The following is a 14,022-nucleotide window of genomic DNA, read 5'->3' as shown; positions in this document are numbered from 1 at the left end:
TCCGGACCGCCTGTGGGGCCGGGTCTCGGCCTCGGCCAGGTGTCAGGCCTTCGCCGGGTGACCGTTGAGCGCGGTCAGCGGGGTGTCCGCCAGGCCCAACTCACCGGCCTTGTCCAGCAGTTGTCGTAGCCGACCAGCGTTCGCCGTGTCCGCGCTCATCAGCTTCATCAGCAGCGCGGACACGGTGAGGTGCTGCACGTCGGCCGTGGAGACCGAGCCGAGGACACGGCCGAGGTCGTCGGCGATGTTCGACGTGCCGTCCAGCCAGGGACGCGCCAACGCCTGGGCCGTCTCGGAGTTCTGGACGAAGCCGTCGACGCTCCGGCCGAACGAGATCGACGACATCAGCCGGTCGAGGAAGATCGAGTCGCCGCCGACGATGTCGATGTCGGCGTTCTCCAGACCGGTCGCGAGGACGGTGGCCTGCGCCTCGGCGACCTGCCGCTGCACATCGAGCCCCGCGAGCCGGATCTCCTTCTCGGCCTGCAACCGCAGCCGGTACTCCTCGTGGCCGCGCGAGGCGTCGTCGAGGGCGGCCATCGCGGCGGCCTTCTCGGTGAGGCCCTCCGCCTCGGCCTTGAGCTTCTCGCCGATGCCGGTGGCTTCGGCGAGCGCGTTCGCCCGCACACCCTCCGCCTCCGCGAGCACCCTGGCCTGCGCACCCTCGGCCTCCGCAAGCGCGTTCGCCCGCACGCCTTCCGCCTGCGCGAGCACCTTCGCCCGGGTGCCCTCGGCCTCCGCGCGCAGCCGGGCCTCGATGCCTTCCGCCTCCGCCCGCAGCCGCGCCCCCGTGGCCTCGGCCTCGGCGCGGCCAGCCTTCACGGTGACCTCGGCCTCCTTGTCGCGGACCTGGACCTCGGCGAGTCCGGCCGCGGCGGCCTCCGCCTGGATGCCCTCCGCGAGGCGCAGCTTGGCGCGGGCGTCGAGGTCGGCGGACTTCAACCGGGCCTCGGCGAGGGTGAGTTGCTCACCGGCGCGGTGCTTGGCGGCGGCCTCCGCGGCCTCGGCCCCCTTGATGTCCTTGACCAGCTTCTCCTGCGCCTCCGCCTCGGCGGCGATGATCACCGCCTGCCGGGTGCGCTCGGCCTCCTCCACCACCCGCAGCTTCTTGATGGCCTCCTCCTGCTCGGCCACCGTGCGGTCCACGGCGATCCGCTCCCGGACCACGTCCGCGACCTCGCGCTTCTCCGCCTCGACCTCCTTGTCGCGGGCGATGCCGGACAGCGAGGTCTCCCGTTCGCGGGCGATGACTTCGAGGAGGCGGTCCTTCTCGATGCGCTCGTTCTCGACGGCGATGACCCGCTCGCGGTTCTTCTGCGCGACGGCGATCTCGCGGGCCTGGTTCTCGCGCTGGACGCCGAGTTGCTCCTCGGTACGGAGGAACGCGGCCTGCGCGCCCAGCCGTTCCTCCTCCTGCACCTTCGCGGTGGCGGCCTCCTCGCGCGCCCGCAGGACCTCCACCTCACGGCGCTGCTTGATCTCGGCCTCGGCCTGCCGCCGTTCCAGCTCCAGGATGGTCTCCCGGGCGTCGACGTTCTGCCGGGTGATCTCCTTCTGCTCGGTGCGCTGGAACTCGTTGGTGCGCACGTGCTCGATGGTCGTCAGCTCGGTGATCTTGCGGATGCCCTGCGCGTCGAGGATGTTCTGGTTGTCGAGCTGGGTCATCGGCGTCTGTTCGAGGAAGTCGATGGCCGCGTCGTCGAGGTGGTAGCCGTTGAGGTCGGTGCCGATGACCTGGATGATCCGGTCCCGGAACTCCTCGCGCTTGGTGTAGAGATCGACGAAGTCCAGCTGCTTGCCCACGGTCTTGAGCGCCTCGGAGAACTTCGCGGCGAAGAAGTCCTGGATCGCCACCGGGTCGCTCGCGGTCTGGGTGCCGATGGCCTGCGCGACCTTGATGACGTCCTCGACGGTCTTGTTGACCCGCACGAAGAAGCTGATGTGGATGTCGGCCCGGATGTTGTCCTGGCAGATCAGGCCCTCGCGCCCGGTGCGGCGGATCTCGATCGTCTTCACCGAGATGTCCATGAACTCGGCCTTGTGCAGCACCGGCAGGACGACCGCGCCGGTGAAGGTGACGTCGACCTTCTTCGTCTTGGAGACGATCAGCGCCCGCCCCTGCTCCACCTTCCGGAACAGCCGGCCGACCACCAGGAGCAGGGTGAGCGCGATGAGCAGGACAACGGCGACGAACACACCGATGCCCACGGTGATGGCGTTCATGACATGGGTCCTCAAGGGATGAGAAGGGCGGTGAACGAGCGGGCAGGGATCAGCGAGCGGAGTGCGACGATCCGGGGGCAACGAGCGTGCGGGCGGCCTGAGTTGGCGGCCTATCCCGTCTTGCCCGGTCCGGTCCTCGGGTCGAGCGCGCTGTCGTAGGGCGCGACCCAGAAGAACTCACCGGTCTCGTCGTAGGCGTAGAGCAGTCCGGTGCTGCCACTGGCGAGGGCGTCGTTGCCCGTCTGCCGGACCTGGACCACCGCGGCCGAGCCGTCCGCCGCCCTGACCTCGGCCTGGCCGAACCCGTCGTCCACCCGCCCGGTGCGGATGGTGCAGGTCAGCCCGACGAAGTCCAGCCGGGACGGCCCGTGTTCGTCGGGGAACAGGCGGTGCAGGGGGCGTACGAGCAGCTTGGTCGTACGCCAGGAGACGTACACCGTGCCGAGCAGCACGGCCATCCCGACCAGGACGCCGACCGGGCCCGCAGGGACGAACAGCACGCTCGCGCAGAAGCTGATCAGCCAGCCGACGGCGACGAACAGCGAGAAGGCGAAGGTCACCGGGACTCCGCCGAGCCACCGGCCGTCGACGTGGGCGCGCGAGTGGAGGTGCACATGGGCGTGTCCGTGCGCGTCGGCCGCGCCGAGCGCTACCAGCAGCCAGTAGAGGACGACCACGACGAGCGCCGCGGTGAAGACGATCGTGGGAAAACCGGTCGCGGCAGCGAGGAACGCCCCCATGATCCCGGCCCCCCGTTTCCTCACTCGCCCCAACCAGCCGACAGGGACGCGCGGTTCGCGGTACTGGTGCCGGAAACCTGCCGGTCTCCGGCACCGGAACCTTCCGCGGTGCTCCCCTGGCGCCATGGTGCACGCGGGGTGCGCGCCCGCGCATTGCCGGAACCCGGCAGTGTTCATTAGGGTCTTGATGCCGGTGACGCGCTAAGAAAGCGTCACCAGGGCGTCAAGAAAACAGGGGGCGGCGTTGCCGGAGCGCGGGATACCTGAGCAGTATCTGGCGGGGTACGCGCAGCTCCTGGCGGAGGTCTCCGTCACCGGACGGCGCCTGACCCGGGCCGAGTTGGAGGCCCGGCGTACCCTCGGTGAACATGCCGCCGAGGCCGGACACGAGCTGCGTGCCCTGGTCAACGCCCATCTCGCGGCCACCCGCGCCGCCTGGCCTGCGACCCCCGACACCGCGGACTGCACACTCGCCGCCGTGCAACAGGCCGTCGACGCCTTCGCCGAGGGCTACGAGCGCGCGCAGCGTCTCGCCGTACGCCAAGAGGAGGCGGCCCGGCGGGAGTTCATCGACGACCTCCTCTACGGCCGCAGCGACCTGGGCCGGCTCGCCGAACGCGCCGAGCGCTTCGGGCTGCGCCTCTCCCACACGCACGCCGTCGCCGTCGTCCAGGGTCCGACGCCGTACGACGAGAGCGCACCGGTGCCGCGTCAGGTGGAGCGCGCGATGATCAGCCGTTTCGGTGACCGCAACATCCTGCTCACCACGAAGGCCGGCCGGATGCTGTGCGTCGCGCCGGGCGACCAGGACGAGGTCCTCACCCACTTCGCGAAGCAGTCGTACGCCGCCGCCGAAGGGACCCGCACGGCGATCGGCCGCCCGCAGCCGGGCGCGGGCGGGATCGTGCAGTCCTACGAGGAAGCCCTCAACACTCTCGAACTGGCCGAGCGGCTCAACCTGGAGGGCCCTCTCCTGCGCGCCGCCGACCTGCTGGTCTATCCGGTGCTCACGCGCGACCGGCAGGCCATGGCCGATCTGGTCCTCGACGCGCTGGGCCCGCTCACCAAGGCGCGCGGCGGTCCGCGCCCGCTGCTGGACACCCTGTCGACGTATTTCGACTGCGGCTGTGTGGCCGCCGAGGCCGCCCGCCGGCTCTCGCTGAGCGTGCGGGCGCTGACCTACCGGCTGGAACGCATCCACCAGCTGACCGGCGCCGATCCGGCGAACCCCGGCCAGCGGTACACGCTGCAGACTGCGGTGATCGGGGCCCGGCTGCTGGACTGGCCCGAGAAGGAGCTGTGAGAGCTGAGGAGTTCTGAGAGCTGAGGGCAGAAAAAAGCGACCCCGCGCCCGGATGATCGTCGGCGGCGTGGTCGCTTGGGGTGTGCGGAGGTGTGGGGGCGGAGGCGTCAGCCCAGGGTGGTGCCGATGTACGACGTCGATTCCGGGCCGGAGTCCGCGGGATCGGCGTCGGCGGACGGAGCGACGGGCGCGGGGGCCGGCGGCGCGGGCGGCGTCTCGTGGCAGGTGAAACCGAGCCGGGTGAGGGCCCTCGTCACCTCGAAGGCGGTGAAGTCACGACGATCCTGCTTGGTGATCACCTCGCCGACCTGCTTGACCGGGTACAGCTTGCGACTGATGACGGCGCAGGGGCCGGTGACGGGCTGCTCCGGGCGGATGCCCTTGAGCATCTCCTCCACCTCGCTCTTCGTCAGATCGAAGGGGTAACGGGCGATCACGCAGCGCATGGTGCCTCACCTTGGGGTGCGAGCGGGCGGAGAGGGGAGGATTTCTCCGCGGGGAATGCGGAAGAACGGCCGCGGAACGGTGGGTGACCGAAGGGCGGCAAGTAAATGAGCAGATACGAAAAGGGACCCGCACCCAAGGTGCGGGCCCCTGTTTCGCAGCTTCGCGTGCTTAGGCGGGAACGATGTTCTCCGCCTGCGGGCCCTTCTGGCCCTGCGTGATGTCGAAGGTCACCTTCTGACCTTCCTGCAGCTCGCGGAAGCCCTGGGTGGCGATGTTCGAGTAGTGGGCGAAGACGTCGGCGCCGCCGCCGTCCTGCTCGATGAAGCCGAAGCCCTTTTCCGCGTTGAACCACTTCACGGTACCGGTGGCCATGTCTTAACTCCTAGGCAGTGCACGAGATCCGCACTTTACGAATCTCCTCCATCGCCGTGATGATCACCTGCACCGGAGGTCCGGTTCAAAATTGGCAACCACAACTGCAACTGAAGTCAGCCTAGCACGGAACGCATTTACGCGGCGGTGGAATTGTGGGGGAAAAGCCCCGCCCGAAACAGCGAATTTCTGTTTCGGTCACATCAGATTTTTGACCCATGAGACGGTCCATGAGATGAGTGGCGCAGCTCCTCGTTGACGCGCAGCGCCTCGTCCAGCCGGTCCTCCAGGCTGATGATGCGGCAGGCGGCCTCGATGGGGGTTCCCTGGTCGACCAGTTCGCGGGCCCGGGAGGCCGTACGCAGCTGATGGCGCGAGTAGCGGCGGTGACCGCCGTCCGACCGCGTCGGGGTGATCAGCCCGGCCTCACCCAGTGACCGGAGGAAACCGGGGGTGGAGGCGATCAGCTCGGCGGCCCGGCCCATGGTGTAGGCCGGGTAGTCGTCGTCGTCGAGCCGGTCGGCCGCGGGCTGCTGGCTTTCCGAGGGCATGTACACCTTTCCTGCGGACCACCGGAGGTCGGACGGCCCGCCGCAGGGGAGTTTGTCACCCCGTACAGGAACTCTAGTCCCCCCTGGGGAATCTCTGTCGCGGCGAGCACAGATGTCCTGACGCGGGTTGACGCGGTCAGCACCCCAGGACGAGGACGGCGCAGGGCCCGGAGGCCCGCGGATCAAGGTCGTCCGGGTCGGGCAGAGCCCCCCGTTCGGGGGCTGGACCGGTGGCTCGTACGTGGCCGGACGCGAAGCCTTGTACGTCCTGTACGAGGTCCTGTACGACGTCCTGCCAGCCCCAGGCCCGGTACGCGGCCAGTGTCCCGGCATCGCTGCGGGGCAGCAGGGCGATGCCGAGGGCCGGCGCGTGGTCGGCGAGCAGCCGGCGCTGCAGGCGCCGGGCGAGGTTCCAGTCCCGGTCCTGGTAGTGGGTGCGCACGCGGGGCGGGACGACGATCCCGGAGACCGCGAAGAGCCCGCCGGTGACGGCGAGGTCGCGCAGGCGCCGGGGCAGTCGCGCGTCGCACCCCTGCCACCAGGGATCGGCGCCGCGGACGGGGAAGCCGTAGGCGCAGGCGGTCAGGGTGGTGTTCTCGGCGATCAGCAGCGCGAAGCCCGGCCGCCGGATGTCACCGGCCAGGCGCCGGAGGAAGGCCGCGCGGGACCGGTTCCCCGTGCGGGCGGCGCCGCCGGAGGTCTCCTCGTACAGATCGCCCAGTTCCTGGAACCGGTCCTCGATCTGCCGCCGGCTGAGCGGCCGGACCCGGTCCCCCTCCCAGGGCGACGGCCCACGCTCCCGCCCGGACGACCACGCCTGCTCCCAGCGCGCCCCCTCGGCACCGCCGCGCCCGACAAGCTCCGCGGTCACCGGCCGACCGGGCACATTCACGCTCATGAGCTGAGCCCTGCCCCGGGCGCGGACACATCCACCCCGGCGTCGACATTCGCCGAGAACGGCACCGGAGCGATCCGGCACACGAGAAATTCCCGGTCTCTTCACGGTACGCCCGCGGGGGTGGAGGGGGCGGGCGGTGAGGGGGGTGGGGTGAAGGGGCGCGGGCGAGGTGGCGCGGGCGGAGCCACGGGCCCGGCGGCGGGGGTGAGGGGGTGCAGCCACGGGCGCGGCGAGGTGAGGGGCTGCAGCCACGGGCGCGGTCGGGGCGCCGCGGCACAGCAGCGGGCGGTGAGGGGAGTGGGGTGAAGGGGCGCAGTTGGGGTGGCGGGGGCGAAGCCACGTTCCCGGCGGGGGGTGAAGGGGCCGGCCACAGGTGCGGTCGGGACGGCCGGAGGCCCAGCCACGAGCGCGGCAGGCACGCCGAGGCCAGCCACCGGTCCGGCCGGGACACCGGAGTCAGCCACCGGTCCGGCCGGCACGCCGGAGTCAGCCACCGGTCCGGACGGCACGCCAGGGTAAGCCACCGGTCCGGACGGCACGCCAGGGTCAGCCACCGGTCCGGTCGGGACGTCAGGGCACAGCAGTGGGCGCGGCGGGGGTGAAGGGCCTGGCCGCGGGAGCGGCCGGGCCCGGGACGCCTGGACGCCGGGGCACAGCTGCGGGCGCCGCCGATGCCGACGTCGGTCAGGTGTGTCAGGCACCGGACCATCGACGCGGGAGTACGGTAAGGACCTACCGGGAGTTCTCCGCACCTCGGCTCTCCGCCGACGTCGTTCCCAGTGCACCACGGCACCGGACCGCCGTACGACGGCCGGGGACAGGGATCGCGACATGAACGCGCCCACCGACAGCCGTAGTTGGTCCGCCCCGGAGCACACCGACCGGCCCCTGCCCGGACTCCTCGTGCCGCGCCCCGCGCCGTTCGACTGAGTCCCCGGTCCCGCACGGTCACGCTCACGGTCCTTCCGAGCTCCGGCCCCCAGCCCCTGGCGCCCCGCTCCCGCCCACACTCCTCTGGAGATGTCATGACCATTGCCCCGCAGTCCACGTCACCCCCGTCGCCCCCGTCCGCCGTCGATCTCCTGCTACGACTGCGCCTCGCACCCCACAGTCCGGTGCCGCGCCGCCTCGACGGAGCCTGGTGGCCGCGCTCCTACGACGTGCTGACCGAGGTTCCGGAACTGCTCGCCGGGCTCCCCCGGACCTGGGGTCACATCGTGAGCGTCACGGTGAACGGGACGATCTGGTCCGCCGCCCCCGGCCGGATGCTCGTGCACAACCAGGTCGTACGACTGCACCGGACCACCGCCGTGCACGCCCCGAACACCGTCACCCTGCTCGCCCCCGGCCGCGGTCGCTGGGACCTCCTGGTCGTACCGCCGGGCCTGGCGGAAGGGGCCGCCGAGTCGATGATGGCCGCCGCCGTGGCCAACCTCGGCTGAAACCAAGCCCGTTACTGAAGCCCGTTACTGGTTCCAGCTCTCGTCGTACGGGTCCTTCGGCGTCGGCACCGGTTTGGCGAGGGCGACCTGGAAGTAGGGGATCGGGCCGTTGTTGATGGGGTCCTTGGTCTGCTTGGCGTTGTAGGTGCCGGTGACCTCCAGCCAGGTGTCGGGCTGAAGTACCGGCGGGATCTTGCCCGTTAGGGCGATCTTGACCGGTTGGGCGTCTGCGGCACAGCAGTTGAGGGCCATGCGGACGAGGAACGGGGCGCCGGACTTGTCGAGGGCTATGAAGCCGGTGACCTTGAGCCGGCGGGTGCCGAGGGAATGTCCGTGGTCGTAGACCGCGCGGCTCGCGTAGTCGACCAGGCCGATGGTGAGCGGATTGCTGTCGGGCAGCTTGGAGAGGCCGTAGGGCTTCTGGAGGGCCGTGCCCGTGCGGACCGCGCTGTAGGAGCCGAGGGCCGGCGGGGCGACCAGGATCAGGGCGAAGAGGGGGAGGACCAGGAGCCAGGCGATACGGGGTTCGCGGTGCACATGGCCCACGTGACCATCGCCCTCGTGCCCGTCGCCCACGTGACCATCGCCCTCGGCGTGCGCCTCGGTGTGCACCTCCGCGTGGGCCTTCGTCAGCTTCGCCCGGCGCCACTCGTACCACGCCGTCGCCAGCGCCGCGACGATGAGGACCGCGCCGGAGAGCAGCAGCAGCGGCTGGAGTCCGGCCTTGACGTAGCGCAGGTAGAGGTTGGTGAAGCCCGCGTGCAGCAGGGCCGCGCCGACCAGGAACAGGACCGCTGCCTGTGCCTGCCGGTTCACAGGAGCACCGCCCCGGTGACGACCGCGCCCGCGATGGCGAGGACGAAGGTGGTGGGCGCGAAGCGCAGCGCGAAGCCGCGCCCGAACGTGCCCGCCTGCATGGCGAACAGCTTCAGGTCGATCATCGGGCCCACCACCAGGAACGCGAGCTTGGCCGTGAGCGAGAACTGGGTGAGCGACGCGGCCACGAACGCGTCCGCCTCCGAGCAGATCGACAGCAGGACGGCCAGGATCGACAGGGCCAGGATCGCCACCACCGGGTTGTCGGCCGCCGTCCGCAGCCAGCTCGCCGGTGCCACCGCCTTGAGCGTGGCCGCGGACATCGCGCCGAGCACCAGGAACCCGCCCGCCTGCATCACGTCGTGCCGCACCGAGCCCCAGAACGCGGCCCCCTTGGTCTCGCCCTCGTGCGGTTCGTGGGCGGGCAGGCGCAGCCAGTCGGTACGGCCGACCCGCTGCCACAGCCAGCCCATCACACAGGCCACGAGCAGGCTGCCCGCGAACCGGGCGAGGACCATCTCGGGGTTGCGCGGGAAGGCGACGGCCGTCGCGGTCAGCACGATCGGGTTGATCGCCGGGGCGGACAGCAGGAACGCGATCGCCGCCGCCGGGGTGACACCGCGCCGGACCAGCGCCCCGGCCACCGGCACGGACGCGCACTCGCAGCCCGGCAGGATCGCGCCCGCCATCCCGGCCACCGGTACGGCCAGTACGGGGTTGTTGGGGAGCGCGCGGGCGAAGAACGTCGGCGGTACGAACACCGCGATGGCCGCCGACAGCAGCACGCCCAGCACCAGGAACGGCAGCGCCTGCACGACCACGGCCACGAACACCGTCATCCAGCTCTGCATCACCGGCGCGGACAGGGCCTGCCGGATCGGGCCCTGCACCAGCACCACCACGAGCAGCAGCATGGTCAGCACGAGCGGCGAGCTGAGCTGCCAGCCGTCCTTCGCGGGCTCGGCCGCCTCGGCCGCCTTGGGCACCTCGGGCTTCGCCGGCTCGGGCTTCGCCGGCGCGGGTGGCTGCTGGGGCGTTTCCGCGGTCGGCGGAGTCTCCGTGGTCGGCGCGGCTGGTTCGGTGGTGATGGCCACGGGTGAAGTACCTCCGGCAGGCGCAGGGTTTCGCGAGTTTTGCTCCCTGTCGATGCATACGGCAGTCGGAGCACGGGTGTTCAGCGGAATACTGGAACCACCCGCCTCCTTGGGGCAGTCTTTTCCCTCGTGGCGAGCAGCGTTCCGCATCAGAGTCCTCCGGGCAGTGCCCGTGCGCACATGGTGGTGTGCGGCGACGACGCGCTCGCGCACCGTCTCGCCGCCGAACTGCGCGGTGTCTACGGCGAGCAGATCACCCTCGTCGTACCGCCCTCCGAGGCCACCGCCCGCCAGCCCGTGGTCGGCCGTGCGCGTGCCGCCTCGGTGGCCCTGCGCGACCGGGTCAACGCGGCGGTGGCCAGAGCCAACGGCAACGGCGTCCCCGCCGCCGCCCCCGAACCCCCGCGCGGGGAACGGGTGTTGGAGGCCGCCGAGCTGACCGAGGCGGTGTTCGCGGAGGCGGGCGTGGAGCGGGCGACGGCGCTCGCCCTCGTCTACGACGACGACGAGACCAACATCCGCGCCGCCCTCACCGCCCGCCGTCTCAACCCCCGTATCCGGCTCGTGCTGCGCCTCTACAACCGGCGGCTGGGCCAGCACATCGAGGAACTCCTCGACCAGGCAGCCGCGTTGGCGACCGGCGAGGAGGGCGGCACCGGTACCGGGTTCGACGCCTCCACCACCGTCCTGTCCGACGCCGACACGGCCGCGCCCGCGCTCGCCGCCACCGCTCTCGCCGGTACCAGCAAGGTCGTCCAGACCGACGGGCTGCTGCTGCGCGCGGTGGAACGGCCGCCGCCGGGGCCCGGACAGGTCGCCGACCCGGGGCTGGCCACGCTGGCCCTGCTCTCGGCGACCAGCAGCGACCCGGCCGGCGCGGACGGCTCCGAGGGCATGGGCGAACACGGCCCGCGCCTGCTGCCCGACGCGGCGGCAGTGGCCTCCGCCACCGGGCGCGGCACCGTCGTCCTGGAACAGGTGTCGTACGCCGGGCCGCAGTTGCCGGGCGGGCGCGGGGGCGGTGTCGTGCCGGCCTTCTCCTCGCTCTTCTCGCGGCGGCTGCGCTGGTCGCTGGCGGGCATGGTGGCGTGCGTGATCGCGCTTGCCATCGCGTTGTGGGTGGTGACCAAGGTCCATCCTCTGACCGCCTTCTATCTGACGCTGCTCGATCTCTTCGCGATCGACAACCCCGCGATCGGGGAGCCCCTGGGCCGGCAGATCCTTCAACTCCTCTCCGGTCTCGTCGGGTTGCTGCTGATGCCGGTGCTGCTGGCCGCGGTGCTCGAAGCCCTCGGCACATTTCGCACCGCGTCCGCGTTGCGCAAGCCGCCGCGGGGGCTCGGCGGTCATGTCGTGCTGCTCGGGCTCGGCAAGATCGGCACCCGGGTGCTGACCCGGCTGCGCGAACTCCACATCCCCGTGGTGTGCGTCGAGGCCGACCCCGAGGCACGCGGCCTCGCGGTCGCGCGCCGGCTGCGCGTGCCGGTGATCCTGGGTGACGTCACCCAGGAAGGCGTCCTGGAATCCGCCAAGATCCACCGCGCCCACGCCCTCCTCGCCGTCACCAGCTCCGACACCACGAACCTCGAAGCGGTCCTGTACGCACGGTCCGTGCGGCCCGATCTACGGGTCGTACTCCGCCTGTACGACGACGACTTCGCCACCGCCGTGTACCGGACGCTGCGCGCCGCGCACCCGAACGCCCTGACCCGGAGCCGCAGCGTGTCCCATCTGGCCGCGCCCGCGTTCGCCGGGGCGATGATGGGGCGGCAGATCCTGGGCGCGATCCCCGTCGAGCGGCGGGTGCTGCTGTTCGCGGCGATGACCGTGGGCGGGCATGCGCAGCTGGAGGGCAGGACGATCGCCGAGGCGTTCCGGGCCGGGTCGTGGCGGGTTCTCGCGCTGGACACGGCGACGCGGGACGCCTCCGAGGACGTACGGCGGTCGGGGTTGGTGTGGGACCTCCCCGACACGTATGTCCTGCGGAGCTCGGACAGGGTGGTGCTCGCCGCGACTCGTCGAGGTCTGGCGGAGTTGCTGGGGCGGCGGCCTCTCGATCGTGCCGGTGCTTGAACAAGTGCCCCGTGCCGAAGCGGGCGTTGCTGGGGGCCGCCGCCCCCAGACCCCCGCTTCGGCCCTGAAGGGGCCTCGTCCTCAAACGCCGGACGGGCTGAAAATCAAGAAGTGACCGGAGTTCAGGAGCCCAAGTGCCGCTCCGCGAAGTCCAGTTCCAACCTCACCTGCTTGATCCGCTCGTCCACCACCAGTGACCCGTGCCCCGCGTCGTACCGGTACACCTCGTGGACGGCGCCTCGCTGCTCCAGGCGCTTCACGTAGTTGTCGATCTGGCGGATCGGGCAGCGGGGGTCGTTGACGCCGGCCGAGATGTAGACGGGGGACGTGACCTGGTCGACGTAGGTCAGCGGGGAGGACGCCTCGAAGCGGTCCGGGACCTCTTCCGGGGTGCCGCCGAGGAGGGTGCGGTCCATGGCCTTCAGGGCTTCCATCTCGTCGTGGTAGGCCGTGACGTAGTCGGCGACCGGTACCGCGGCGATGCCCAGCGTCCACGCGTCGGGCTGGGTGCCGATGCCGAGGAGGGTGAGGTAGCCGCCCCAGGAGCCGCCGGTGAGGATCAGGCGGGCGGGGTCGGCGAGGCCCGAGGTGATCGCCCACTCCCTCACCGCCGCGATGTCCTCCAGCTCGATGAGACCGACCCGGACCTTCAACGCGTCGGTCCACGCGCGCCCGTAGCCGGTCGAGCCGCGGTAGTTGACCCGGACGACCGCGTAGCCGTGGTCCACCCAGGCCGCCGGGCCCGCCGCGAAGGAGTCGCTGTCGTGCCAGGTCGGGCCGCCGTGGATGTCGAAGACCGTGGGGAGGGGGCCGGTGGTGCCGGCGGGCTTCTGGACCAGGGCGTGGATACGGCCGCCGGGGCCCTCCACCCACACGTCCTCCACCGGGACCGAGCCGGGGGACTTCATGCCGGGCGGATCCAGGACGACCTCGCCCGTCGTCGAGCGCACCGCGGACGGTTCGGCGGCCGACGACCACAGGTACTCGACGTTGCCGTCGGGGCGGGCCGTGGCGCCCGAGACGGAACCGGGAGGCGTCGGCACCTTCAGCAGCTCGCCCGACGCGAGGTCGTAGCGGAACACCTCGCTGCGGGCCTCGAAGCTGTGCGCGATGAGGAGGGCCGAGCCGTCCGGGTACCACTCGGCGCTCACGTCGCCGGGCAGGTCCAGGGCCAGGTCGGTCTCGCCGCCCTTGACGACGTCCCAGACCAGGGGCTCCCAACGGCCGCGCCGCTGATGGCCGATGAGGAGGCGGGTGTCGCCCTCGACGGGTGCGAAGCCCAGCACCTCCAGGCCCAGCTCCTCGGTGCCGCCCTTGGTGTCGTCCAGGTCGGCGACCGCCGTGCCGTCCGGGCGCAGGACGCGCAGCGCCGAGTGCATCGCGTCGCCGTGCTCGGTGTGCTCGATGGCGATCAGCGAACCGTCGTGCGAGAGGTCGCCGACGCCCGCCGACTCACGGTGCCGGTAGAGCAGCGCGGTCTCCTCGCCGGTGCGGGCGAGGTGGATCGTCGTACCGTCCTCGTCCGTGGAGCGGCCGACCACGGCGGTCCTGCCGTCCCGGGCGAGGGCGAGCCCGGCCGGGTAGGACGGTTCGAGGCCGGGGACGGCCGGTTCGTCGGGGCCGCCCTTGAAGGGCTGGCGGCGCCAGACGCCGAACTCGTCGCCGTCCTTGTCGTCGAACCACCAGATCCACTCCCCGTCGGGGGAGAGCACACCGTCCGTCGTGCCGTTCTGCCGGTCGGTGACCTGGCGTTGCTCGCCCGTCGCCCGGTCCCAGGCGTACAGCTCATACGTCCCTGTCGCGTTCGACACGAACAGGGAACGGTCGGGTGCGTCCTCCGCCCAGTCGGGCAGGGACACGCGGGGCGCCCGGAAGCGCTTCTCCCAGTCCGGTGTGTACTCGGACCCGTTGCTCTCAGTCATGGCCCCATACTGCCCGCCCACACAGACATTGCACTGGTCGGATCCTCAGCCTGTGGATAACTTCGACCAAGACCCGGCCGGAGCATTGCCGACCCCCGGGCCGACCCCCGGGCCCAGCCCGCCGGGACAGCCCCGTACCGT

Annotated in this window: 12 protein-coding genes; 3 read left to right on the top strand and 9 right to left on the bottom strand. The window is 71.5% G+C overall.

The window, feature by feature from the left end:
* Positions 1-42: 42 nt before the first annotated feature.
* The gene (locus ACIQBL_RS23505; protein WP_401944715.1) at positions 43-2,223 is read right to left on the bottom strand and encodes a flotillin family protein; all 2,181 of its coding nucleotides are present in this window, start codon (positions 2,221-2,223) and stop codon (positions 43-45) included.
* Between the two features lie 110 nt (positions 2,224-2,333).
* A complete protein-coding gene (locus ACIQBL_RS23500; protein WP_401944713.1) occupies positions 2,334-2,963 on the bottom strand; it encodes a hypothetical protein in 630 nt (209 codons plus the stop codon).
* A 244-nt stretch (positions 2,964-3,207) separates the two neighbouring features.
* On the opposite strand from ACIQBL_RS23500, the gene ACIQBL_RS23495 reads away from it, so the two are divergent.
* Complete coding sequence (locus tag ACIQBL_RS23495) at positions 3,208-4,266, top strand: PucR family transcriptional regulator (protein ID WP_401944711.1); 1,059 nt, start codon at positions 3,208-3,210, stop codon at positions 4,264-4,266.
* A 107-nt stretch (positions 4,267-4,373) separates the two neighbouring features.
* On the opposite strand, the gene ACIQBL_RS23490 is transcribed toward ACIQBL_RS23495, so the two are convergent.
* From ACIQBL_RS23490 to ACIQBL_RS23475, 4 genes are all read right to left on the bottom strand, one after another.
* On the bottom strand, positions 4,374-4,712 hold the full coding sequence (locus ACIQBL_RS23490; protein ID WP_401944710.1) for an SCO5918 family protein: 339 nt from the start codon (positions 4,710-4,712) through the stop codon (positions 4,374-4,376).
* Between the two features lie 169 nt (positions 4,713-4,881).
* Positions 4,882-5,085: a cold-shock protein gene (locus tag ACIQBL_RS23485; RefSeq protein WP_019063123.1), complete on the bottom strand. Its 204-nt coding sequence runs from the start codon at positions 5,083-5,085 to the stop codon at positions 4,882-4,884.
* Positions 5,086-5,288: 203 nt separating this feature from the next.
* Positions 5,289-5,636: a MerR family transcriptional regulator gene (locus tag ACIQBL_RS23480; protein WP_401944708.1), complete on the bottom strand. Its 348-nt coding sequence runs from the start codon at positions 5,634-5,636 to the stop codon at positions 5,289-5,291.
* A gap of 136 nt (positions 5,637-5,772) precedes the next feature.
* Complete coding sequence (locus ACIQBL_RS23475) at positions 5,773-6,507, bottom strand: hypothetical protein (RefSeq protein WP_401944706.1); 735 nt, start codon at positions 6,505-6,507, stop codon at positions 5,773-5,775.
* 1,052 nt (positions 6,508-7,559) lie between these two features.
* Between ACIQBL_RS23475 and ACIQBL_RS23470 the strand changes: the two genes are divergently transcribed.
* On the top strand, positions 7,560-7,976 hold the full coding sequence (locus ACIQBL_RS23470; protein ID WP_401944705.1) for a DUF5994 family protein: 417 nt from the start codon (positions 7,560-7,562) through the stop codon (positions 7,974-7,976).
* 24 nt (positions 7,977-8,000) lie between these two features.
* Here ACIQBL_RS23470 and ACIQBL_RS23465 read toward each other — a convergent pair whose 3' ends face one another.
* Complete coding sequence (locus ACIQBL_RS23465) at positions 8,001-8,792, bottom strand: TIGR03943 family putative permease subunit (RefSeq protein ID WP_401944703.1); 792 nt, start codon at positions 8,790-8,792, stop codon at positions 8,001-8,003.
* Positions 8,789-9,886 (bottom strand): permease, encoded by a 1,098-nt coding sequence (locus ACIQBL_RS23460; RefSeq protein WP_401944701.1) that lies wholly within the window; start codon positions 9,884-9,886, stop codon positions 8,789-8,791. The genes ACIQBL_RS23465 and ACIQBL_RS23460 overlap by 4 nt, the downstream gene beginning before the upstream one ends.
* Before the next feature lie 180 nt (positions 9,887-10,066).
* Between ACIQBL_RS23460 and ACIQBL_RS23455 the strand changes: the two genes are divergently transcribed.
* Positions 10,067-11,959, top strand: coding sequence for an NAD-binding protein (locus ACIQBL_RS23455; protein ID WP_401945070.1), 1,893 nt, complete (start codon positions 10,067-10,069; stop codon positions 11,957-11,959).
* A 122-nt stretch (positions 11,960-12,081) separates the two neighbouring features.
* Here the strand turns inward: ACIQBL_RS23455 and ACIQBL_RS23450 are convergent, their stop codons facing one another.
* A complete protein-coding gene (locus tag ACIQBL_RS23450; RefSeq protein ID WP_401944700.1) occupies positions 12,082-13,881 on the bottom strand; it encodes a prolyl oligopeptidase family serine peptidase in 1,800 nt (599 codons plus the stop codon).
* Positions 13,882-14,022: the final 141 nt, after the last annotated feature.

The organism is Streptomyces sp. NPDC088350, from assembly GCF_044753545.1.
Classification (GTDB): domain Bacteria; phylum Actinomycetota; class Actinomycetes; order Streptomycetales; family Streptomycetaceae; genus Streptomyces.
The sequence above is the reverse complement of the archived record's forward strand: the minus strand, read 5'-3'. Positions and strand labels throughout refer to the sequence as shown.

Excerpts from the sequence above, each read along its gene's own strand:
- ACIQBL_RS23500 (WP_401944713.1), bottom strand. The coding sequence starts at position 2,963 with ATGGGGGCGTTCCTCGCTGCCGCGACCGGTTTTCCCACGATCGTCTTC.
- ACIQBL_RS23455 (WP_401945070.1), top strand. The coding sequence starts at position 10,067 with ATGGTGGTGTGCGGCGACGACGCGCTCGCGCACCGTCTCGCCGCCGAA.
- ACIQBL_RS23470 (WP_401944705.1), top strand. The coding sequence starts at position 7,560 with ATGACCATTGCCCCGCAGTCCACGTCACCCCCGTCGCCCCCGTCCGCC.
- ACIQBL_RS23490 (WP_401944710.1), bottom strand. The coding sequence starts at position 4,712 with ATGCGCTGCGTGATCGCCCGTTACCCCTTCGATCTGACGAAGAGCGAG.
- ACIQBL_RS23480 (WP_401944708.1), bottom strand. The coding sequence starts at position 5,636 with ATGCCCTCGGAAAGCCAGCAGCCCGCGGCCGACCGGCTCGACGACGAC.
- ACIQBL_RS23450 (WP_401944700.1), bottom strand. The coding sequence starts at position 13,881 with ATGACTGAGAGCAACGGGTCCGAGTACACACCGGACTGGGAGAAGCGC.
- ACIQBL_RS23505 (WP_401944715.1), bottom strand. The coding sequence starts at position 2,223 with ATGAACGCCATCACCGTGGGCATCGGTGTGTTCGTCGCCGTTGTCCTG.
- ACIQBL_RS23485 (WP_019063123.1), bottom strand. The coding sequence starts at position 5,085 with ATGGCCACCGGTACCGTGAAGTGGTTCAACGCGGAAAAGGGCTTCGGC.